Raw genomic sequence first — 22115 nt, 5'->3', positions numbered from 1 at the left:
ACAAGTGACAAAATGATCATTATAGACAATGATAAAAAAACAGTTATGTATCCTTTAGTTTGTGATCTCACGAGTTTCTGCCCTTATTGTCTTAAATATGTCTTCAACGATTCCTGAAATCTGCTTCTTGAACACAATAACAAGTCCAATTAGTACTACGATAATCAGAATGACTTCTACTGTTCCCATTCCGGATTCATCATTCCAGAACGCCTTTACTCCATTTGTAATTTTTGTTCCTAAATTCTTTGCCTTAATCTGTAATTCTTTCATTATTATTTCCTCTTTCTTTTTCATAATTTAAAATGTCATATACGCTGGAATCATGATAATTATCATCACAATAAGCAGCATTAGTATCATAGGTAATAGGAGTCTTGTTCCAGCCTCTTCTCCTGCTTTTCTTGCCAGATCAAGTCTGTCATCAAATGCTTTTTCTGACTCCTCTGAAAGTAGCTTTAAAAGCTCACTATTTCCCTTTCTCAAATTCTGGGACAGCAACGTACTAAGTCTCGTATACTGCTGCCCACCACATCTTCTCCCAAAATCCTCATACACCGCAGTCTCGGATTTTCCCATTTTCATTTCTCTAGTGCTTTTTGTAAGTTCCTCATATGCATAACTCATGGGAGCACCCTTTTTTCTTTTACTGGCATAATTCTCTGACAGTTTAGAAAAGATATTTCTCATGGTCATTCCAGCCCCTAGATATAAGACTATCTGCGAAACAATTCCCGGATATTCTCTTATGAGCTTTGCATTTCTATCATCAATCTTTTGCTTTAATTCTTTATCCTTCATTACAAAAGTTGCTGCACCACCTACCAGCATTAGGAGAAGTAGCAGAAGACTATTGTCTTCTTTTATTTCACTCCAGCTTAATTTTTCTTCTTTGTACTTCTCCGGTAGTTCCATGCTTCCTTCATACCTGCTTACCTCATTGCTGGTATTTAGCAGCTCTTCAATGTCGTTTTGAATGATCTGGGCCGGCGAAAGTTTTTTGGGTATTACTTTCGCATATATTACCTGCTCCCACTTGTGATCATCGTAAGTATAAGTAGCGATCAGCGTAATAACTGTGCCCTCCGCAGAGACATTTGAACAGTCTATCTCTCCGTCATATTTGCAAATATCATGATCATCTACATTCCAGGTTATCTCGAAGGGGTACCCATCAATTTGCTTTATCAGCCTTAGATTGTCATTTACTTTTTCTAAGCTCTCGTTCTTTCCCAGAATTTCTTTTTCTAGTTTTGAACTTGCTTCTTCAAATAAGGCATCTGCTTCTTTTTTGGTGTACTTCCTCTCCCCTACTTCTACATGAAATTTTCCAAGCTTCGTTCCATCTTCAGTTTTGGCTACTAGTTCAACATCACGCTGCCCCTCTCCTGGAAGATATCTCTCCACCTGCCCACTTTCCTTTAGTGCTCCATCAAAGTTTCCTGAAAGGTATAGCACAAGAGAAAGTATGCTACCGCAAAATGCAAGTAGCAGAACTATACTGATCTTTTGGGCATAGTAATAACTGGTTGCCTTATCCAAATCCTTGCTTCCACCAAGTGTTGTCAGGTATCCTCGAACCTTCTGATCCCAGGAAATATGCCTCTTGCCACGTATCTTTTGATATATGAAAAGAGATACCTTAAATAATTCTTTTGATATACCCTCTTCGTTTATATCTTCATCAAGTTCCATATTTCTTGCTATTATCCAGATAGAAAAAACCAGCACTGGAATAATAAAATAAATCAAAATCATTCTTTAAATTTCCTTCTTTAAACAGAGATATTTACTATGCGCTCAGACAGAACGTACGAAATGCAGTAGATGACCATACAAACAGTCATTAGAATTATTCCAAAAAAATTGTGATATAAAGCATCAAAAAAACCTGGGCTTGTCAGACTTATATAGAAGATGATAAAAAACGGAACACAGTTCATTATCCTGGCTTCAAGCCTTTTAGCGCTGACAAGAACATCTATCTCTTTTTCAACATTCATCTTCCTTGAGATAACATCTATAGTCCGCTGGATAATGTCTGTCATGTTTCCGCCACTTCTTTTCGCTACAGAAAAGACCATTGCAAAGTCCTGGATGTCTGTATTTCCTGTTTCTTTTCCCATGCCATAGATAAGCTTTTCAAGAGGAACACTGTTTTTTAGCCCCTTACTGATCCTTGCAAGATAAAAAGAAATATCGCTGTTTTTACCATAAAGAAGTTCCATGTCTCTTCTTGCTTCCATAAATGCATTCTCTATAGAGAAGCCTGCCTTCAGACTCGTTAAAACAGAAAAGATGGCATCCTTAAACTGAATTCCAATCTGTCTGCATCTTTGCTCTCTTTTATTTTTCTTTTGGATGACAACCCAAGGGATTGCTATCGGCGATAATATAGCCACCGCAAGATACGAGTCGAAAAATAATCTCCCAAACATTAGTGCGATCAAAGCTCCCTGAATCCAGAAAATGGCATCACTCTTCTTAGGATGATAGCCTAAGACCTGCTGCCTCAAGCTTTTCAGTATTCTTAAGTTCACCAATTTTCCTCCATTCTCCCTTTATCTTTAAGTCTGTAGACTCAGCGCTTTCGCAGAATCTAAAAAGTGGGTTAAGTGTAATTCTGCCATTATCATCAAGTTCTTTTTCCACTTCACTTATTTCCAGCACTTTTCTTGATCTGTCCCTCAGTCTTCCAAGATGTACTATAATGTCTATTCCTGCTGAAATCTGGCCTCTTACCGCAGACAGTGGTAGTTCCCCCATTCCCATAAGGCTCATGGTCTCTAGTCTGTACAGCATGTCTGAAGCACTATTGGAATGACCTGTTGACATGGCCATATGCCCGGTATTCATAGCCTGCAGCATGTCAACACATTCTCCTCCTCTAACCTCACCTACGATGATCCAGTCTGGTCGCATTCGCAGAGATGACTTAATAAGATCTCTAATGGTAATGGGTTTGCATCCTTCTACATTGGCATTTCTGGATTCCAGCCTGACAAGGTTGGGCACTCCAATAATCTGAAGTTCTGCAGAATCTTCTATCGTAAGAACTCTTAGGTCCTTGGGAATAAAATCCGATAATGCATTGAGAAATGTGGTCTTACCAGAACCTGTGCCACCGGAAATAAAGACGTTATAGCCTGCCTTTATTAAGATCTTTAGATAATCTCTAAGAAAAGGAGATAAAGAACCAAGCTCTATGAGCTTTGCCATGTCTATAGGTTTATCTGGAAATCTTCGAATAGTGATGATTGGACCATTAAGTGCGACGGGGCCTAGCACGATATTCACTCGGCTACCATTTTCAAGTCTTGCATCCACTATTGGCTGCGACTGATTGACGACTCTATTGCAGGATGCAACTATCTGCTGAACAACATCCTCAAGTTTGTCTCTTGATTCAAATCTTCCATCAAACTTAAACAGACTTCCATTTTTCTCGATGAAGATATTTTCAGTACCATTTACCATGATTTCCGTGACTGTAGGGTCATCTACCAGTTGCTGAAGGATATCTAGTTTTCTTATAGAATGAAAAATCTGCATTCTGAGCCTTTTTCTATCCTCCACTGATATAGCGACATGCCTTAGCCTTTCAGATAGTTCTTTATCCACAAGTACATACATTTCTTCGTCAGAGATATCCTTGGAGTAGTCTATGCAGCCCATGACCTTTTGCCTGACAGATTTTTTTATCCCATCAAATCTATCTTCCATTCAAAAGTCCCTCCCGGGCAAGTAGATTATAAACATACCCATCGTATTCCTGCTTGTCCCTAATATCCGGAAGCTGGCATTTTATGGTCTTTTCAATTATATCCTCAAGTTCGCTTTTCCTAAGGACTTCATCGTACATCTGCACAACTCTGTTATCCCGCAAGTTATCCCTTGTTATTGTGAATATCTTTTCACTTGAAGATGCAATATCAAAAAAACCACCTGGAAGCTCTGTAAGATCTACAACAATGTTGTCATATCCACATTCATCAGTCAGTAGCCTGTACAGATCCATAACCTTTTCAAACCCTATTTCCTTAATCTGCATTGCAGTCTTGGCTGGCATTATGTAGTCCACGTTGTTCTTGCTTCTTTTTATCTTTTCCAGATAAAGTACGAATTTATCTCTTTCACAATCTGCATAATAGACCAGGTCTGATATATCCTCTTCGTATTCAATACCAAGATGATCAGGCAGAGTTGAAAAGCTTTCAAAACTAAGAAAAATGGTCTTGGACTCTTTGGCTAAAAGTTCTGCAATGTTGACTGCAAGAGTTGTCTGTCCACATTTAGAAAGTGGTGAATACAAGCTGATAACTCTCCCTTTTCCTGAGGCTGTCTGCAAGCTAAGGCCATGCAAACTGCTTGAATCTTCCATGCAAAAACCAATAATGTTATCCACAATACTGGACGCTGACTGGTACTTATCCACATATTTAGTTGTCAGCTCATCTCCATCTCTAACCACGCTGCTTCCGCCAAGGCCTTCATCAAGAATTAGTATATTCCTGAGGCTTGAGAAAAGTTTGCATTCACCTAGCTCTTCAAGCAAGCTTTCCGCTATCATCAGAAGTTCAACTGTGTTCTTTCTTGCAAATTCCTCCATGATCTTAAAATCAGTAAAAGAGAAAATTTCAAAGCCAAGATGTAAATGGCTCCTTAAGTACTCATCAAGTCTTCTGCAATAAAGCTCATCGCTATCGCAAATAACTAGTTTTAGCTTTTTCATACCAATCCTCCCAAAACAAGTACTGCACTCAAAAGGACAGGTACTGCAAAATGTAGTGTTTTCTTTTCTCTCTTAAAAATAATAATTACCAGTGAAATGGCTCCTGCAATCAGGAAAGAAAATAAGATACAGGAATATAATTCCTGAAATGATAAAAAAGATGCTGTAGACAATAACAGTTTAACATCTCCTGCCGCAATCCCTTTAACGAGATAGACCGGCATGAGCACCAAGAAGGTGGCTCCGACACCCGTAAGCGCATTTAGAAACCTGTCTGGTCCCTGGCTCAGGGCTAAGATAAGTCCAGTTAATAGACCTGGAATTACCCAAACATTATAGATCTTGTCTTTATACAGATCGGTAAAAACTGCTCCGCCTAAAAACAAGAGTAAAACCGCTCTTATTATGATCCACTCCTTTCAAAGATTTTTTCGAGCTCGCGATTAAAGAATTTATCATCATAAAAGCGGTTTGTAAATACCTAAAATTATTAATCTTTCTTAAGAAATTCGGAAACAGGCATGGTTAAGCCATAAATCCACGGTTCATAGATGAATCTTTTACACTTTCATTTAAACTATACCTGCCATAAGTAAGTCCAGCATACACACTCTGCGTATTTCCCATGGTCGGTTCGCTTTTATCAATGCTCTCTATCTCTTTGTATGCTGCATGGAGCGCCTTAAAATTCCGCTCTACTCCATGCAATCTGTTTAGACTCATGTTAACCCCTGTAAGCATCAGCTCTTTTTTGGAAAAGATATAGAGCTTATGAAGCATTTTTCCAAGCTCAGTCTGCAAATTTACAGAGCGAATAAGTTCATCAATGCAGTTTTGGGCATATCCTATATTTCTGTCTGAAAGAGTTCTGTTGCCTGTGCTTATGGCAGCCTTCGCATCTGCTATATATTCAAGCACCATTTCGTACAGTATTGTGATCATCTGTGTCTTATTTGCCTGTGTTATCTTGAGGGTATACTCCTGCTTTTTTTCCTGTGTCATAGACATATCCTCTCTACTATCCTAATTAGGTCACTGAAGAAGCTGCAATACCTGTGATGGTCTTTCATTTGCCTGAGCCATCATAGAGGTTCCGGCCTGGGAGAGCACCTGCTGAGTAGAATAAACAGTCATCTCTTCAGCCATATCTACATCCATGATTCTTGAATAAGCGGCAGTCATATTCTCAACAGTAATATCCAGACTGTTTGATGTATGCTCAAGTCTGTTCTGATAGGATCCAAGCCTTGCACGGATTGAACTTATTGTTGAAAGAGCTCCCTTTATGTCTTCGATTGCTTCTCTTGCGCCGACTGTATTAGCCATATCAAGGTTGTAGATTCCAAGCGTAGTAAGGGAAACCTTAGGAATCCTGATATCAAGTGTCTGGCCCTCATTAGCTCCTACCTGCATTGTCATTGCTCCGGAAGCCGTAAGATCAAGAAATACAGTATCATCAAAGGGTCTGTCTATCTGAATATCTATTCTTTTTCCAGTACTGTCTTTGAGTGTAAGCACATCTTCATTGATGGTTGCTGACATTCCATTTGTCATGTACTCAGTCTCAACGCCATTGTTTACCTTGTAGATCTTAATTTCTTTGTCACTTCCATTTTCAAAGAAAATACCTTTTTTATCGACTCCGGTTGATCCAGTAAGGTTTATGTAAGAAACATCTATTCCGGTGATCTTATATTGTCCAGCCTCCACAACATCTGAGTAGCTGCTAAGTTTAACAGAAGCGTCTGTAACAGCGCCATCAATGCTATCACCTACAGTAGTATATCCTTTAAGATCAAATGTTCCATCCAGTATATTCTGGCCGTTAAACTGAGTGGTCTGAGCCATTCGCTCTATTTCCTGTTTTAAAAGACTTACCTCCTCCTGAATTGTCTGCCTGTCAGAATCTGTGAGGGTTCCGTTACTTGCCTGAACAGCAAGCTGGTTCATTCTCTGCAAGATTTCATGGATTTCTGACAAAGATCCATCTGCAACCTGAACAATAGAGATTGCATCATTTGAGCTATCTCCAGCTACTCCAAGACCTTCAATCTGGGAATTCATTCTTCTTGACATTGCAAGACCTGAAGGATTATCCTTGGCATTTGCAATCTTAAGGCCGCTGGACAATCTCTCCAGTGATTCAGATAAGAGATTATCATTTCTCTGAAGCGCGTTATTAGCGATCATCGCGGACACGTTATAATTTACTTTCATTTCTACCTCCTAAAGGGACTCTATAAATGCTTTCGCCATAGACAGAAGTACCGTAGTATCTGCTTTATTCTTTTGATTGCCATCCGTGGCATTTGCATTAGCTGTTCCTACTGAGATAGGCTGTGTCTGCGCATGGTAAAGGATTGCTATTTGTTCCTGGCCCACGCCAATATCCTTTAGTTTCTCAGCCAATTTGACGCACATTTTAGATCTAACGCTTTCCAAGTATTCAGCTTCTTCGCTGCTCTGACTATAAGTCGTTGTAAGCATACCGGTCACCATGTTTTCTTTTACGTAAAGACTTGCTGTGATTAGACCGTATTCGTATGTCTGAACACTTGCCTCCATCCTTGAGTCCATGCTGTTATCACTCTTAAGCGTGATATGCATGGAAATCTTTTGCCCATCAATAGTTACAGGCACATCGAAGGTTCCTTGATCGGAGCTCTGACTCATAACAGTCATCCTTCTCTGCATGAGGTTGATGGCCTTAACATCAATATAAGAGTCATCATCACTCATAAGAAGCTGCTCTAGACTATCCGAGATGTTACTGAGACTGTTTTTGTAAGTCTCCACATAATCCGGCTCTCCGAGAGCATCCACCAGCCTGCCTGTCTCTCGCAAAGCCCTCTCGCCAGCCAGATCTTCTGCCTTCTGCCAGATGTTCCCATTCTTACGTTCCCTTCTATTAGAGATCATTGCCTCAAGATTTCCAAAGTTAACCTCCATATGAAGACCTTTTAGTTCTTCAAGGGCGTTATCTGAATCTCTTGTCTGGGCTGTCTCTCTTATCTGCCTTATAACCTGCGAAGCATACTGCCTCTCAAGGCTCTCCTCTACCCCTGCATTTTGCAAGTCTTCTGCAAATTTTGGTAAAAGAGTATCCTCTGAAGGAGCCGCCTGCATGAGTTTTTCGGGCTCAAGATTCTCATATACTATATCGGCCTGTGCACTATAATACTTAAAGGCCAAATTTATTTGTTCATCAATTTTTAATCCCGACGTGTTCTTTAGCTCAACTCCACCAAAGTCGTCATCTACTGTATACTCTATTCCCCGCTTATATGCAGACTGGATTCTGGTAGCTGCAAGAAGATTACCAAGTGTCATCTCCATACCTGTCTTTAGAACTGCACCAATTGCCTGGTAATCATTCTTTTTAATGGTATGGAATAATCTGTATATACCAATAAATGCACTTCTTTCCTGGGCTGTAATTTCTTTTTTATGCTCCAGCTTATAAAGAAACTTCGCATATTTCTCATCTGACCTGCTTCCGCCATTGCCAGGCTCATCATTTCCCATTAAATTTTGATCCAAAGCTTCAGCTAGCTCACCAACGGTCATCCCTAGAGGATTCTTGCCTTCTCTTACTATATCAAGCACCACTCCTGGTTTAAGTCTATCCAGAGTTGTCTTTAGCGACTGGTCAAATGCTCTGACTTTTTCAAAATTATCTATTGAAAGCTCCATGCTGTTGTAGCCCAGAATTCTGATAGCGCGCCTATTGCTGTCATTAATTTCCTGGCCCATATCTTTTAATATGTCATCTACATTCCTGAAAGCTTTTTTGATATTATCTCCAAGGTCAGCTCTTGGAGCGGTCATCATTGGCTCATAGCTCTCTCCCGCTTTCTTGTAGCGCATCTTGAGCTGCATGGAGACGTCACTTAACTTGGCAAGTGATGCAGTCTCGATTTCACCCAGCTGTGCTCCGCTTATCTCTATTGGACCTGACTGTATGATTGCCACTTTGCTAAGCGTTGCTCGGATGATATATGTCTGATTAGCAGGTGTTACCTCAGCAATTTCATCAAGAGCAGCTCCGACACTTTCGTCAGGAATCTGGCCCAAAATATTTTTTAATCTTTCGATAAGCTGCTCCATTGGGGCAGTATCAATAGAAAAACCGCTGGACAGAAGCTGCTTATTTGCATCTACTGTCATGCGAAGTCTGACTTCTTCCAGCTGGAGCCTTGCCTGCACGAATCTTGTGTCCTGTGTATCTACTGAGCATTCTGCTACTCTGGCATAGTCATTATCATTTAGCTCTGACTCAGCTATGAGATTCCTTAATGTGTTCTCTTTTCCAGCCTGGATATTTGTACGAATATCATCCTCAGATATTTTTTCTGTCGCATCTTTAATATCCACTGCCTGTCTATAGTAGTTTCTGTCATCTGAAAGATCCGCTGCTACTGCCTTTTTTCCGTTGGCTATAGCTGCTGCAATTGCCTTGGCTGCACTACTCTCAGAAACAGGAAAAGATATTTCTTTTACCCTGTGTACTCCATTTAAAGTATCCGCTGTAAGTGGAATTCCCTGCTGTATGATCCATCTTGCCTCTTCCCTTACCTGCTTATCTTCCTTTCTAAGTCCTGCCTCATCGATGATCTTATCTATTTGGCCATCAAGCTGTCCCCAATCATAGGTTTCAGCCTTCTGTGCATAATATCCTCCTGCATCCTGAGCGTAGAACCCGCGTCCCATGCGATTTTGCCCATTAGTACTATGGGCAGCAAAATAGATATTCTCCATGCTGGGTTTCATGTTGTTATGAACAAGATATTTTACTGCAGCGTCTTCCAGGCCCTGTATGTCAGATATCTGATTATAAGCAATAGCTGCAGATTTGGCATTTTCGTAGGTGACGGGAATATCATTTTCATGAAAGCTTTTCTGAAGCTCTTTTGCAAAAGAGATGCTTCCTGTAAGCTTTGACAGCTTATCCAGGCTAAGATCGTCATTAAAGCCAACAATCTCTTTTCCAGACTCCAAAAGAACACTCTTGATCTTATCAAGAATGGTCACAGTCTGGCCGCTATCCAGATTATTAATATCAAATCCTTCCTTAGAAGCTTTAGCAAAGTCTTCCTCAGACATGGTATTTGATAAAAGCGCCATATAATTATGCTGTGTCAAAACATCCGTGTTATCTGCCATTTCGCTTATATCACTTAAGCTTTTGGCGTGACAGGCATAGGCATCATTACTAAAAATGCTCGAATCAAGCTGTAGGTTTACATTACCTGCGCCCTGCACACTTGATCTACCGGTCCTTTGGTCTGTAGGCAAAGCTCTTTTTGGATCCATCCAAAATTCATCACGGCTCTCCTCAACCTTCTGCCCAGTAAGTGCCTGAAAAGAAATATTCATAATCTACCTCAAAATAAAAAGATGGTGATGAACTATTCTTCATCACCATCTATTTCGGCACGCCTGTCAAAAATCTTTAATTTTTCTTCTTGCCCTTCTGGAACAGGAAAACTTCTGCTCCATAAGGCGGCAGATCAAATTCTATGCTGTAATCCTTATAGTCGCAAAGACCTTTTTCTGCTTTTATCTTATCTGGCACATGGCTTCCAAGACCGCCATAACATTCCTGAGCACTATCTAGAAGCTTAGCGTAAGTTCCCTCAAATGGAACACCTACCTTAAAGCCCTTTCTCTCCATTGGCGTCATGTTAAGGACAAAGAGAATGTTGTCCTTACCATTTATTGCTCGTCTATAGAAGCTGTAGGTGCTGCGCTCCTTATCGTCTGCGTTGATCCACTCAAAGCCGCCCCAGTCATCATCTACTTCATACATTGCAGGATATTTCCTGTATATTTCCAAAAGCTTGCCAACGTAGTCCTTCATACCTCTGTTGAGATCATTCTCAAGAAGGAACCAGTCAAGCTCTCTCTTCTCACTCCATTCACGCTCCTGTCCAAAGTCCTGGCCCATGAATAAGAGCTTTTTGCCAGAATGTCCAAACATATAAGTGTATCCAACTCGCAGGTTGGCATATTTATCTACCTTGTAGCCTGGCATCTTTTCAACCATAGAGCACTTAAGGTGCACAACCTCATCGTGTGATAATGGCAGGATATATTTCTCTGAATCATTGTAACTCATGGCAAAGGTCATCATATAATGAGCTCCCTGCCTGAAATATGGATCCAGCTTCATATATTCACAAAAATCATGCATCCAGCCCATGTTCCACTTAAATGCAAATCCGAGGCCATCGTCCTCTGGCCTTGCTGTAACCTTGGGCCAGGCTGTAGACTCCTCTGCTATAGTCAGAACATTTGGATAAGTACCTCTTACAACGCTGTTAAAGTGCTTAAAGAATTCTATAGCATCAAGATTTTTGTTATCGCCGTATTTATTTGGAACCCACTGTCCATCTTTTTTACCATAATCAAGATAGAGCATGGAAGCCACTGCATCTACTCTTAATCCATCGATGTGGAATTTACGAATCCAATATAGAGCATTGGCGATAAGGAAGTTTTTAACCTCTGGCTTGGCAAGGTTAAATATCTTGGTTCCCCAGTCCGGGTGCTCTCCTTTTCGAGGATCTGGATCTTCATATATGCAAGTTCCATCAAAGCAAGCAAGACCAAATTCATCTGGGCAAAAATGAGCCGGTACCCAGTCAAGGATAACTCCGATTCCATGCTTGTGAAGTTTGTTTACAAGATACATGAAGTCGGAAGGCTCACCGTATCTTGATGTTGGAGCATAATAACCTGTTACCTGATATCCCCAGGAGCCATCAAATGGGTGCTCCGCAATACCAATCAGCTCGATATGGGTATATTTCATTTCCTTAAGATATTCAACAATCCTGTCCGCAAACTGTCTGTAGGTGTAAAAACCATCTTCAGTTCCATCAGGATGCTTCATCCATGATCCAATCTGGCACTCATAGATTGCTATTGGCTGACGATTAGGGTCTTTCCCTTTTAGTCCCTCATACCACTTGCTATCAGACCATTTGAAGCCTTCCAGATTGGTGGTCCTGGAGGCATTGCCTGGTCGCAGTTCAGCATAGTTAGCATATGGATCTGCCTTATACAGCTTTCTTCCATCATTTGTTGTTATCAGGAATTTGTATAGCTCCCCGATGCCTACACCTGGAATGAAAAGTGTCCAGATATTTCCGCCCTTTGTACGTTTCATGGCATGGGCGTTCTCATCCCATCCATTAAAGTCACCTACAACATGCACTGTCTGCGCATTTGGTGCCCACACTGCAAAAAAGTATCCCTTTTTACCCTTCTCTTCAGAAGGATGTGCACCAAGCTTCTCATATATATCGTAATGTGTTCCCTGTCCAAATAAATATTCGTCGTCCTCAGATATAAAAACCTTCTGCCCCATAAGCCCCCCTCAAGTTTTATAATACTCATTCTTAGTGCATAAAGTCTTTTTCACGCAAGATTATCATGTCGTTTTCATCGTATCTCTTATTGACAATTACATCAACCAGATGTGCTACTGAGCGCTTTTCTGCATAGTAGATTGCATCATCAACTATGTCTTTAACTTCTGCGACAGTCACTTCATGATCAAGAGTCTGTCTCTCAGAAATCCTGGTATGAAGAGCGAGAATTCCAAGATTATCTATTGCATATTCTTTTTCAAAGGCATACTGCTTGGCATATGCCACAAGTGAGTCATCGTCAAGCGCCTCTATATCTACTCTTACATTAAAGCTCTGCTTAAGAGATGGATTCTTATCAAGGAACTTGTCCATATCATCCTTGGTATCCTCCATAACAAGAATAAGGCCCTTATTCTCCTCCTGAAGTATTCCCAAAAGCTCATTGACTGTTTCCTGATTCAGATCAGCTGCTCTTTGAATGATAAGAGCTCCGTTTGCAAGCTTGTCGAAAATACTGCTGGTGCTCTTTTTGTTAAGAGTGTTGGCTGTAATCTTGGCAACCTTACCGCTAAAGTTAGAATCAGAAGCCTGAACCGCCTTTATAAGGCCTTTGGCAAGATTAACTGTTCCTGCCCCCTCTTCTCCTGTTACAATAGCGTTTCCAGTAAAGGCATCCATGCTAAGATTATCAATAGCATTGATGATCTGTCTTCTGGACTTTTTGTGATGGATATATGGTCCAAAGAGCTCTTTCTCTTCAGGAGTCATTGTCCTTACGCGCTCTTCTATTTCCCTGTTTCCAAGGTGTTTCTTTTCACCTTCAGACTTATTATCTGCAGCAGGCTTGGTTTCCTTCTTAGAATCCTTTTGAGGTTCCTTGCTTGCTTCCTCTGTAGCCTCTTTTTCTTTTGATGCTTCCTCTTCCTGTGTCTTTTCTACTCTGTCTGTGTCCTGAGCCTCATTGGAATTATCTGCATCCTCTTCTTTATCCTCTGAAACAGCCTCAGCTTCTACCTCCTGCTCTTTTTTGCTGGCAGCAAGTTCCTCATTGACTGTGTCCTCGTCTGCATCGACCTCTTCTGGGAGTTCATCCGGTATCTTATCAAGTTCATCTGTATCAGAAATCGGAACTTCCTTGGCTTCTGCCTCATCTATTACTTCATCAACAGCTGCGTTGATAACATCTTCTCTGTTTACAGACCAGTCTCCTCTGCCTGAAGCTTTATCATATTGTTCCTTCTTGAGAGCATCATCGATTGCCTTTTCTATTTTTTCCTGAAGGCCTTCCTTGGTCTGCTCATCGTAGTCAGCAAACATGTTTCCAGTTTCGTCAGCTACTCTGCGCTTAACAGCCTTAAGCTGCTTTTCCTTCTGATCCTGTTTGAACTTCTCCCAGTTTCCAAGGTACTCTTCTATACTGATCTGACCTGTTATCTGCTGCTCAACCTGAGGTTCTGGCTGAACGGCCATACTGATCTGACCATCATATTCCTGAGAAAGAATACTCTCAAAATGAGTAGGCATCTGGTAGCTGGCATTTGGATGAATAACAGCTCCCGGAACTTCTTCCTCTAGTGGTTTCTCTTCGTACATGCCGCTGCCAAATACTGGGCTGGCTGGAGCTGCAATCTGTGGCTGCTGTGTCTCTTCCGGCTCCTCATACTTCTTGGCCTCGCCAAGGATTGGTCCATTTCCACCATATTTGATGTCTATACCCATCTGAGGCACTGAAGGAATATCCTGCGTCTGTGTGTCAAAAAAGATTTCCTGCATGCTGCCTGATGGCTGTTTGTCAGTTGTATCTTCATCCTTCTCAGCAGCAATGATCTCTCTAAGGCCTTCTGCCAGTGTTTCCTGGAGATTCATGGTATTGTACTGGCTCACATCTACTGTAGGCTCTTTGATCTCATTGATATGAGGATAAACAATCTCATCTTCTCTATAGACCTTGGTGTCATCAGATACTGGCTCCTGATATACAGGCTGATCCTCCTGCTGCATCTGAGGATTATAGATTACTGTATCCTGTGCTGGCTGCGCAGATCTTGAGATATTATATTCCCTTATTACCTCGTCAGTAACAGGTGGCATTTCCTTGGTAGGCTGCTTGGTATCCTGGTAAACAACCTCCTGCTGCTCCTGAACGTTCTCGTTTTCCTCTAAAGGAGCCTGCTGTATCTCTTCGTTTCCCTTATTCTTAAATCTGTTATATCTGTCCTGCTGCTCTGGTGAAAGAGGTTCATGAAGTGCCTTGAGTTCAAGGGCCTTCATAACATATCTTCCCTCTCCAAACCACAGGAACATCTCGTCACATTCCTCTACACACTCAGTTGTAAGTCCTACTCTGTGATAAAGGTATGCAAGCTCATAAGCCCATCTTTCTCTGTAATCGTGCTTTTTGAATTCTTCAAGGACAGCAATACGCTCTTCAAGGCTTACTTCCTGTGCCTCATAGAGCTTGTACTGTAAGATATATCTACCGGTGTCACGAGGTGCAATCCTTACAAATTCCTTGTAATACTCCACAGCCTGAACAAACTCGCCCATCTTAATGGCAAGCTCACAGAGGGAATAAACTATAGGTCTACTGGTAGGATGTCTGTCATAAGCCATCAAAAGAACATCTCTACTCTCCTCGTATCTTCGATTGATCTTGTATAAGTCACTGATAGTGCAGAGCATTGCCCCACTCTTAACACGTTTCCAATCTATTGTATCAGCGATTCTGACCGCTTCGGCATATCTGCCTTCCCCAATCAAAGCCTTGATTTCATCGGCTCTGATCTTATACTCCACTTTATCCAAAACTTCTACCTCTTTGGTACCAACAATACTTCACCTTATGGTGTTCAAAGTACCCCAAAATACTATATATAGTGTTAGTTTAACATAGCACTAGTCCTTTGTAAAATATCTGAAAGCCTTGCAAACTGCTCCAAACTCAGTGTTTCTCCGCGGGCCATCTCATTAATACCCATTTCAGTCAGGGCTTCTTGCACCTGCTGTCTGGAAACCTTAAGCGCTGGGTTATTTGAAAGAGAATTAGACAAGGTTTTCCTTCTCTGGTTAAAAGAAGTCCTTATGATCTCAAACATATATTTTTCATCACCAACCTTGACTGCCGGCTCTTCAAACCGTGACAGTCTTACAACTGCAGATCCAACTCCAGGCTGCGGAATAAAACTGCTGGGAGGAACATCCATAATAGCCTCTGCCTTGGCATAATACCCTACTGCTAGCGACAAAGAGCCGTAATCCTTATTTCCAGGGCCCATGACCATCCTATCTGCAACTTCCTTCTGAACCATTACTGTTATGCTCTCTATAGGAGCCCCACTCTCAAAAAGTTTCATGATGATAGGAGTAGTGATGTAATAAGGGAGGTTCGCAACAACCTTGATAGGTCTTCCTCCATTGTAGGTTCTGACAATCTCTTCTATATCCACCTTAAGGACATCTTCGTTTATTACTGTTACGTTATCATATTCAGACAGCGTATCGGCCAAAACAGGTATCAGTGTCTTATCTATTTCTACAGCCACAACCTTACCGGCTGCCTCAGCAAGATACTGAGTAAGGCTTCCTATTCCTGGTCCTATCTCAAGAACACAGTCATCATCTGTGACTCCTGCTGCACTTACTATTCCATCAAGTACTCCACTGTCTATCAGGAAATTCTGTCCAAATTTTTTCTTGGCACTCATACCAAACTTAGCCAGTACTTCTTTTGTTCTGGCACTATTTCCAAGATATGCCATATTACCTCCAAATTTCTATCTATGCTCATCAAGAAAGCATGTTGCTTGCAACATTTACCTATCAAGGCCATACATTCGCCTTGCATTATCTTCTGTTATCTTGATAACCTCTTCTCTTGTGATCTTCTTTATCTCTGCCATCTTATCTACAACATAGGGAAGATATAAAGAACAGTTTCTTTTGCCTCTAAAGGGCTCTGGCGCCAGATAAGGACAATCTGTTTCCAGAATGATCCTGTCCATAGGTGTGTTTTCCACAACTTCCACCATCTTTTTGGCATTCTTGAAGGTCAGAACTCCTCCGATTCCAATGTAAAAGCCCATTTTCAGGCATATGTCTGCAATTTCCTTTGAATATGAAAAGCAGTGAACTACTCCGCCTATATCCTCTGCGTGTTCATCCTTCATAATATCAATCGTATCCTGAGCAGCTTCCCTTGAGTGGATCACTACAGGAAGCTTAACCTCTCTTGCAATCTGAAGCTGTCTTCTAAACCATATTTTCTGAAGCTCAGGAGCAGGATCTGGCCAGTGGTAATCAAGTCCTATTTCTCCTATAGCAACACACTTATCATCTCTGCTCCACTCCATGAGCTTTTTAATATTATCTTCATCCAGTTCCTCAACTTCACTTGGATGGACACCTACTACTGCGTAAAAGAAATCATATTTGTGAGCAAGATCCATAGATGCCTGCGAACTTGAAAGACTTGCACCAATATTGGCAACATATCCTATTCCCGCATCCTTAAGTGAACCAATAAGCTCTTCTCTGTCTGTATCAAATTGCTCATCATCGTAATGAGCATGTGTATCAAATATCATTTTTCCTCCAAAAAGCAATTTCTTTTTAAATAATTCTAGAAAAAAAGAACTGCCTTATATAATTTAACACAAAAAATACATTGTGAAAACCGCATAAATACTGGATTTTTAAAATTTTTTAAATTTTTTTCAAAAAAATGCTTGCATTAATGTTTTTTACGTAGTATAGTATCACTTGTCGTTAAGACATGGCCAAACAAAACAAGCCAAGTTAATAACGAAATGCACCGCTAGCTCAGTTGGTAGAGCACCTGACTCTTAATCAGGTTGTCCAGGGTTCGAGACCCTGGCGGTGCACGCCGAGTACTGTTTTCATGGGTATATCCCATGGGGATGGTACTTTTTTTCGCGTCAAAGTGAGCCACGCAAGATAAAATAAAAACAACGAATGTCGTGAGGAGCTTGCTCATCTAAGACTTTCGTTGTTTTTATTTTAATTTATGCGGCGAACGCCGCGTAAATGAGAAATTCATGTAATGAATTTCGAATCTTGCGTTATCTGCGAATGCCGCGACAACGAGGAACTTTGTTCCGAGTTTGTCGCCATGGATCATTTTACCAATCTCTTATTCTTTTTCATCCTCTATAACTATCTCTGCAAGTCCCACACTGGCGCTCCTGATTTTATTCACAAACGCCTCTGGTTCCAGAACCATGCCCTCTCTAAGCCATCTCATGACAGCTGTCAGAAACGCATCTCCAAAGAAAGTAAGTGCAAACTCATCTGCCTCCACTCTATAGGCATTACCCTGCATAAAATACTTGGCTATAGGCTCCAGTGTATGTAATACATAGTCCTTAAAGCCATTTTGGCCCTCTATCTTAAAGGCTGCTCTATAAAAGTCTCTATCCTCATAGAATTTGCCGCATAGATCAAGGAGCAAATCCCACCCCTTGTCATATCCGGCAAAGTTCATAGTTTCAACAATATCCGTTCTAAAAATCCATTCTACAAGGTCATATTTGTCTTTAAAATGGTAGTAAAAGCTCTTCCTGTTCATCCCACATCCATCACAGATGTCTGAAACGCTTATTTTATCGAAAGGCTTTTCTAACATTAACTGTTTGAGTGCGGAGGCCAGTGCATGTTTTGTAACATTGGAATCAGCCAATTATTATCCCCTCCAGTTAAATTAAAAGATTATACTTCACCTGTAGCCTTTTCAGGATGTTCCAGCATCTCCTGCATAGTATGCCATCCTAAAACAGCACATTTAACCCTAGCTGGCATATGTGCCACGTCCTGAAGAGCGGCAGCCTCATCTAAAGCCTCTATGCTCTCTTCATCAGTGATTTCTCCCTTTATCATTCCCATAAAGGTTCCAGCAAGCTTTATAGCTTCTTCTTTATTCTTTCCAATGATCTGATCTACCATCATGTCTACTGATGCCTGTGAAATGGCACATCCACTGCCATCATACATCCCATCTTCGATAATTCCATCCTTGAGTCTTAGCTGTAGAGTAATATCATCTCCACAGCTTGGATTAACTCCTCTCAAAATAAGATCAGGATTCTCCATCTTGCCCTTGTGAACAGGATGAAGATTATGCTCATTTACTATTTCACGATATAACTGTTTAAGCTCCATATCCCATAACCTCTCTAACCTTGGAAAGCTTATCAAGGAATACCTTTACTTCCTCTTCTGTATTATAAAAATATACACTAGCTCTTGCAGTAGATCCTGCGCCTATAAACTGCATAAGTGGCTGGGCACAGTGATGGCCTGCTCTTATACAAACATGATCGTCGTTAAGGACAGATGACATATCATGAGGATGAACTCCCTCCATAGTAAATGTCACTATTCCGCAGTGCTTTTTATAATCCTTAGAGCCATAAACCTTGATATATGGAAGTTTCTCAAGACCTTCCATAAGAAGCTTTGTAAGTTTAAGTTCCTGTTCTTCTATTTTATCAAATCCGACGTTTTTAAGATACTCTATAGCTGAAGCAAGTCCAACTGCATCTCCTGCATTAACAGTTCCTGCTTCAAATTTATGAGGTATTTCAGCATATGTGGCGTCAGTTCTAGTCACATATTCAATCATCTCACCGCCAGTTAAAAATGGCTGCATTTTCTCCAGCAGTTCGTATCTGCCATACAACGCACCAATTCCCATAGGTGCCAGCATCTTATGTCCTGAAAAAGCAAAGAAATCAGCACCAAGCTCCTGAACATTAACTGCCATATGTGGAGTAGACTGCGCTCCATCAACAACTACGATGGCGCCTTTTGAATGAGCGTATTTAGCAATTTCTTTTACTGGATTGGTTACTCCAAATACATTAGATACATGTCCTATGGCAACAATCCTGGTCTTGTCAGTAATCTTTGTCTCATACTCCTCTTTGGAAATAAGACCCTCCTCATCTGGCTCAAGGAATATCAATTTTGCTCCGTTCTTTTTTGCAACCATCTGCCATGGAAGAAGATTACTGTGGTGTTCCATTACAGTTACAACAATCTCGTCGCCCTCGTGAACATTCTCAAGTCCATAGCTATACGCCACAAGATTTAATGATTCTGTAGTATTTCTGGTAAAGATAATTTCCTCACTTCTAGCTGCACCAATAAAGTCTGCCACAACTTTTCTAGCATTCTCGTAAGCTTCTGTGGCATCCATGCTCCAATCATACAGTCCTCTTAAGGGATTGGCATTTTTAGTCTTATAGAAATTCTCAACAGCTTCCAGTACCTGCCTTGGTCTCTGAGATGTAGCTGCATTGTCAAAATATACATAGTCGCCGGAGTTTAAAATATCAAAATCCTTGCGAAACTCCTGTAGGTCGCCCATTGGCTTATCTCCTTAATCTCCTATATTTAAGCAATATTCTGGATAAAATACTGCACTCTCTGCTTCAGCTCTTCGTCAGGAATAAGCCTTGCAACACTATCAAGCCTTGCCTTTATCATGATTCTCTTAGCTTCTTCCTCGTCTATGCCTCTTGTCTGCATATAAAACAGAACATCTTCACCAAGCTGACCTATAGTAGCGCCATGTCTTCCATCAACATCCTCTTCCTGACATAGAATAATTGGCATTGTGCGGTTTACAACATCCTCACTCAGCAAAAGAGTATCTTCCTGTTCATCGCCAACTGATCCTGAGCTTCCATTCTTGAAATCAATAGTAAACCTAAGTGTCTTCTGGGCATTTCCCATCAGAACTCCCTTAAACTGCATCAGAGCATTAGTCTTTTTGCCTCTGTGGTCTGCTACAAAATTAATGTCCAGATTATCTTCTCCCGCGCAATAATAGCCTGTATCACTAGTAAAATCAGACTGCTTGCCAACAAGATTGATATAGCATCCATTCCATGCCTTGAGAGCTCCCAGTTCAAGAGTTATAAGCCTTATAGCACCATTTTCAAAACAAGCTCCACCAATATCATCAAAATGAATATACTGGTTACCAAGAAGCTGTGTCTTAACCAAATTTACTCTTGCACCTTCTTCTGCAAGAATCCTTGTGCTGACTCCTAAAAATCCAGCTGCTTCTTTATCCTGTGAACTGTAATCCATAATAACAGTCACTTCTGAATCCTTGCGGGCATGAATGACCTGAGATGCAAGCATTCCCTTGCCATTTTCCATATCAAATCTAAGGATCACAGGTTTCTCAACTTTTTTACCCTCATCTACAGTGTAGATATCTGCCTTGGCACCAGCTTCAATAAACAATTTATCGACATCAATGCCCATTCCTGTTCTGACAGCCTGTTCTTCATCTCTAAATGAGGTATCCCCATTAGGATCTCCTGGCACTCCAGTGGTAAAAAGAATCTTTTCTTTATTAGCCCTGAATATTTCTCCAGCTTCATCAAAAGATATCCCGCTTCTTAGAGAAACTCCATCTGGAAGCTCCTTAACTTCAGGTCCAACAAGTGAATCAATATTTATATCTTCGGCATCTATTGTACTGTCATTTACTTTCAAAAAATTGTAAGTGTAAACAGGCAGTACATTTACCTTCATATTTAAATCTCTGCTCATGTTACTTGCTCCTATTAGTGTCCGCTCATCTCAAGCTTGATAAGGTTGTTCATCTCAACCGCATACTCAAGCGGAAGTTCCTTGGATACAGGATTAGCAAATCCGCTCACTATCATTGCTCTGGCGTCCTCTTCACTAATACCTCTGGACATAAGATAAAAAATAGCATCATCACTTATTCTGCCTATCTTAGCTTCGTGTCCTACATCCGCATCATTAGTTCTGATATCCATTGCAGGAATAGTATCTGCTCGTGAAATACTATCAAGCATAAGAGAATCACAGGAAACAGAAGCCTTTGCCTTTTTAGCTGTCTTCTGAATTGTTACGCTACTTCTGTAAGTACCAATGCCGCCATCCTTGGAAATAGATTTTGTGGAAATACTAGATGAAGTTCCCTCTCCAATGTGGACAACTTTTGCTCCTGTATCAAGATTCTGACCTTTACCTGCAAATGTAATACCTGTAAATTCCATCTTGGAGTTATTACCCTTTAGGATTGTCATTGGATAAAGATATGAAGTATGTGAACCAAATGATCCAGATACCCATTCCATTATTCCACCTTCCTCAACAACTGCCCTCTTTGTATTAAGGTTATACATATTCTTGGACCAGTTCTCGATTGTGGAATAGCGAAGTCTTGCGCCCTTTCCAACAAAAAGCTCAACGCATCCTGCGTGGAGATTGGCAACGTTATACTTAGGAGCAGAGCATCCCTCTATAAAGTGAAGGTCCGCGCCCTCATCTACGATTATAAGAGTATGTTCAAACTGACCAGCTCCAGCCGCATTTAATCTAAAGTATGACTGAAGTGGAATATCCACCTTAACTCCCTTAGGAACATACACAAAAGAACCACCAGACCAAACTGCTCCGTGAAGAGCCGCAAATTTGTGGTCTGTTGGTGGAACAAGCTTCATGAAATGTTCCTTGATCATGTCTGCATATTCACCATGAAGTGCGCTTTCAAGGTCTGTATAAATAACTCCCTGAGCAGCTACCTCGTCCTTGACATTGTGATATACAAGCTCTGAGTCATACTGCGCACCAACTCCAGCAAGAGACTCTCTCTCTGCCTGAGGGATTCCAAGCTTCTCGAAGGTGTTCTTGATATCCTCAGGAACATCCTCCCACTTGCCTTTCATATCTGACTTATGTCTTACATAAGAAGATATTCTGTCCATATCGAGGCCCTCAATACTAGGTCCCCAATTAGGCATCTTTATCTCTTCATATAACTTAAGACATTTTAATCTGAAATCTCTCATCCATTCCGGGTCATTCTTTTCCTCGGAAACCTTAAGAACAGTTTCCTCAGTGAGACCCTCTTCCATTCGATAGAATTCAGCTTCTGTCTCTACATCTTTAAAATCATATAAACTGCGGTCGATATCGGCCACAACCTGTTTATTATCGCTCAT

At 41.0% G+C, this 22115-nt stretch carries 18 protein-coding genes and 1 tRNA gene; 1 reads left to right on the top strand and 18 read right to left on the bottom strand.

Annotation, left to right across the window (positions count from 1 at the left end):
* Window positions 1-54: 54 nt before the first annotated feature.
* From BLO53_RS19740 to BLO53_RS02280, 13 genes are all read right to left on the bottom strand, one after another.
* Window positions 55-273 (bottom strand): Flp1 family type IVb pilin, encoded by a 219-nt coding sequence (locus BLO53_RS19740; protein WP_092058860.1) that lies wholly within the window; start codon window positions 271-273, stop codon window positions 55-57.
* Between the two features lie 27 nt (window positions 274-300).
* Window positions 301-1758: a type II secretion system F family protein gene (locus tag BLO53_RS02335; RefSeq protein ID WP_092058858.1), complete on the bottom strand. Its 1458-nt coding sequence runs from the start codon at window positions 1756-1758 to the stop codon at window positions 301-303.
* Window positions 1759-1775: 17 nt separating this feature from the next.
* On the bottom strand, window positions 1776-2540 hold the full coding sequence (locus tag BLO53_RS02330; protein ID WP_143003192.1) for a type II secretion system F family protein: 765 nt from the start codon (window positions 2538-2540) through the stop codon (window positions 1776-1778).
* The gene (locus BLO53_RS02325) at window positions 2485-3723 is read right to left on the bottom strand and encodes a CpaF family protein (protein WP_092058854.1); all 1239 of its coding nucleotides are present in this window, start codon (window positions 3721-3723) and stop codon (window positions 2485-2487) included. Before BLO53_RS02325 ends, BLO53_RS02330 begins: the two co-directional genes overlap by 56 nt.
* A complete protein-coding gene (locus tag BLO53_RS02320; protein WP_092058851.1) occupies window positions 3713-4732 on the bottom strand; it encodes a hypothetical protein in 1020 nt (339 codons plus the stop codon). Before BLO53_RS02320 ends, BLO53_RS02325 begins: the two co-directional genes overlap by 11 nt.
* A complete protein-coding gene (locus BLO53_RS02315) occupies window positions 4729-5118 on the bottom strand; it encodes a prepilin peptidase (RefSeq protein ID WP_176757122.1) in 390 nt (129 codons plus the stop codon). The genes BLO53_RS02320 and BLO53_RS02315 overlap by 4 nt, the downstream gene beginning before the upstream one ends.
* A gap of 139 nt (window positions 5119-5257) precedes the next feature.
* Window positions 5258-5734, bottom strand: coding sequence for a flagellar export chaperone FliS (locus tag BLO53_RS02310; RefSeq protein WP_176757121.1), 477 nt, complete (start codon window positions 5732-5734; stop codon window positions 5258-5260).
* Between the two features lie 30 nt (window positions 5735-5764).
* A complete protein-coding gene (locus tag BLO53_RS02305; RefSeq protein ID WP_092058845.1) occupies window positions 5765-6949 on the bottom strand; it encodes a flagellin N-terminal helical domain-containing protein in 1185 nt (394 codons plus the stop codon).
* Between the two features lie 9 nt (window positions 6950-6958).
* Window positions 6959-10108: a DUF6240 domain-containing protein gene (locus BLO53_RS02300; protein WP_092058843.1), complete on the bottom strand. Its 3150-nt coding sequence runs from the start codon at window positions 10106-10108 to the stop codon at window positions 6959-6961.
* Window positions 10109-10184: 76 nt separating this feature from the next.
* On the bottom strand, window positions 10185-12104 hold the full coding sequence (gene glgB / locus BLO53_RS02295; RefSeq protein WP_092058841.1) for a 1,4-alpha-glucan branching protein GlgB: 1920 nt from the start codon (window positions 12102-12104) through the stop codon (window positions 10185-10187).
* A gap of 31 nt (window positions 12105-12135) precedes the next feature.
* Window positions 12136-14913, bottom strand: coding sequence for a tetratricopeptide repeat protein (locus BLO53_RS02290; RefSeq protein ID WP_092058839.1), 2778 nt, complete (start codon window positions 14911-14913; stop codon window positions 12136-12138).
* Between the two features lie 74 nt (window positions 14914-14987).
* The gene (rsmA, locus tag BLO53_RS02285; protein ID WP_092058836.1) at window positions 14988-15866 is read right to left on the bottom strand and encodes a 16S rRNA (adenine(1518)-N(6)/adenine(1519)-N(6))-dimethyltransferase RsmA; all 879 of its coding nucleotides are present in this window, start codon (window positions 15864-15866) and stop codon (window positions 14988-14990) included.
* Window positions 15867-15920: 54 nt separating this feature from the next.
* Window positions 15921-16691, bottom strand: coding sequence for a TatD family hydrolase (locus tag BLO53_RS02280; RefSeq protein ID WP_092058834.1), 771 nt, complete (start codon window positions 16689-16691; stop codon window positions 15921-15923).
* A 224-nt stretch (window positions 16692-16915) separates the two neighbouring features.
* Between BLO53_RS02280 and BLO53_RS02275 the strand changes: the two genes are divergently transcribed.
* A tRNA-Lys gene (locus BLO53_RS02275) sits at window positions 16916-16988 on the top strand.
* A 269-nt stretch (window positions 16989-17257) separates the two neighbouring features.
* Here the strand turns inward: BLO53_RS02275 and BLO53_RS02270 are convergent.
* From BLO53_RS02270 to sufB, 5 genes are read right to left on the bottom strand one after another with little or no spacing between them, the layout of a single operon-like run.
* A complete protein-coding gene (locus BLO53_RS02270; protein ID WP_092058832.1) occupies window positions 17258-17803 on the bottom strand; it encodes a TetR/AcrR family transcriptional regulator C-terminal domain-containing protein in 546 nt (181 codons plus the stop codon).
* A gap of 29 nt (window positions 17804-17832) precedes the next feature.
* Window positions 17833-18282, bottom strand: coding sequence for a Fe-S cluster assembly sulfur transfer protein SufU (gene sufU / locus BLO53_RS02265; protein ID WP_026489218.1), 450 nt, complete (start codon window positions 18280-18282; stop codon window positions 17833-17835).
* Window positions 18272-19492: an aminotransferase class V-fold PLP-dependent enzyme gene (locus BLO53_RS02260; protein ID WP_092058830.1), complete on the bottom strand. Its 1221-nt coding sequence runs from the start codon at window positions 19490-19492 to the stop codon at window positions 18272-18274. The genes sufU and BLO53_RS02260 overlap by 11 nt, the downstream gene beginning before the upstream one ends.
* A gap of 26 nt (window positions 19493-19518) precedes the next feature.
* The gene (locus BLO53_RS02255) at window positions 19519-20691 is read right to left on the bottom strand and encodes a SufB/SufD family protein (RefSeq protein ID WP_092058828.1); all 1173 of its coding nucleotides are present in this window, start codon (window positions 20689-20691) and stop codon (window positions 19519-19521) included.
* A gap of 14 nt (window positions 20692-20705) precedes the next feature.
* Window positions 20706-22115 carry a Fe-S cluster assembly protein SufB gene (gene sufB / locus BLO53_RS02250; protein ID WP_026489221.1) on the bottom strand — a complete coding sequence of 470 codons (1410 nt, stop codon included), beginning with the start codon at window positions 22113-22115 and terminating at the stop codon, window positions 20706-20708.

This window comes from Butyrivibrio sp. INlla14, from assembly GCF_900102515.1.
GTDB lineage: Bacteria > Bacillota > Clostridia > Lachnospirales > Lachnospiraceae > Butyrivibrio.
The sequence above is the reverse complement of the archived record's forward strand: the minus strand, read 5'-3'. Positions and strand labels throughout refer to the sequence as shown.

Bases quoted from the DNA above. Each gene is read 5' to 3' on its own strand.
- BLO53_RS02320 (WP_092058851.1), bottom strand. From the start codon at position 4,732: ATGAAAAAGCTAAAACTAGTTATTTGCGATAGCGATGAGCTTTATTGC.
- rsmA (WP_092058836.1), bottom strand. From the start codon at position 15,866: ATGGCATATCTTGGAAATAGTGCCAGAACAAAAGAAGTACTGGCTAAG.
- BLO53_RS02305 (WP_092058845.1), bottom strand. From the start codon at position 6,949: ATGAAAGTAAATTATAACGTGTCCGCGATGATCGCTAATAACGCGCTT.
- BLO53_RS02280 (WP_092058834.1), bottom strand. From the start codon at position 16,691: ATGATATTTGATACACATGCTCATTACGATGATGAGCAATTTGATACA.
- BLO53_RS02300 (WP_092058843.1), bottom strand. From the start codon at position 10,108: ATGAATATTTCTTTTCAGGCACTTACTGGGCAGAAGGTTGAGGAGAGC.
- BLO53_RS02260 (WP_092058830.1), bottom strand. From the start codon at position 19,492: ATGGGCGACCTACAGGAGTTTCGCAAGGATTTTGATATTTTAAACTCC.
- BLO53_RS02335 (WP_092058858.1), bottom strand. From the start codon at position 1,758: ATGATTTTGATTTATTTTATTATTCCAGTGCTGGTTTTTTCTATCTGG.
- BLO53_RS02325 (WP_092058854.1), bottom strand. From the start codon at position 3,723: ATGGAAGATAGATTTGATGGGATAAAAAAATCTGTCAGGCAAAAGGTC.
- glgB (WP_092058841.1), bottom strand. From the start codon at position 12,104: ATGGGGCAGAAGGTTTTTATATCTGAGGACGACGAATATTTATTTGGA.
- BLO53_RS02310 (WP_176757121.1), bottom strand. From the start codon at position 5,734: ATGACACAGGAAAAAAAGCAGGAGTATACCCTCAAGATAACACAGGCA.
- BLO53_RS19740 (WP_092058860.1), bottom strand. From the start codon at position 273: ATGAAAGAATTACAGATTAAGGCAAAGAATTTAGGAACAAAAATTACA.
- sufU (WP_026489218.1), bottom strand. From the start codon at position 18,282: ATGGAGCTTAAACAGTTATATCGTGAAATAGTAAATGAGCATAATCTT.
- sufB (WP_026489221.1), bottom strand. From the start codon at position 22,115: ATGAGCGATAATAAACAGGTTGTGGCCGATATCGACCGCAGTTTATAT.
- BLO53_RS02255 (WP_092058828.1), bottom strand. From the start codon at position 20,691: ATGAGCAGAGATTTAAATATGAAGGTAAATGTACTGCCTGTTTACACT.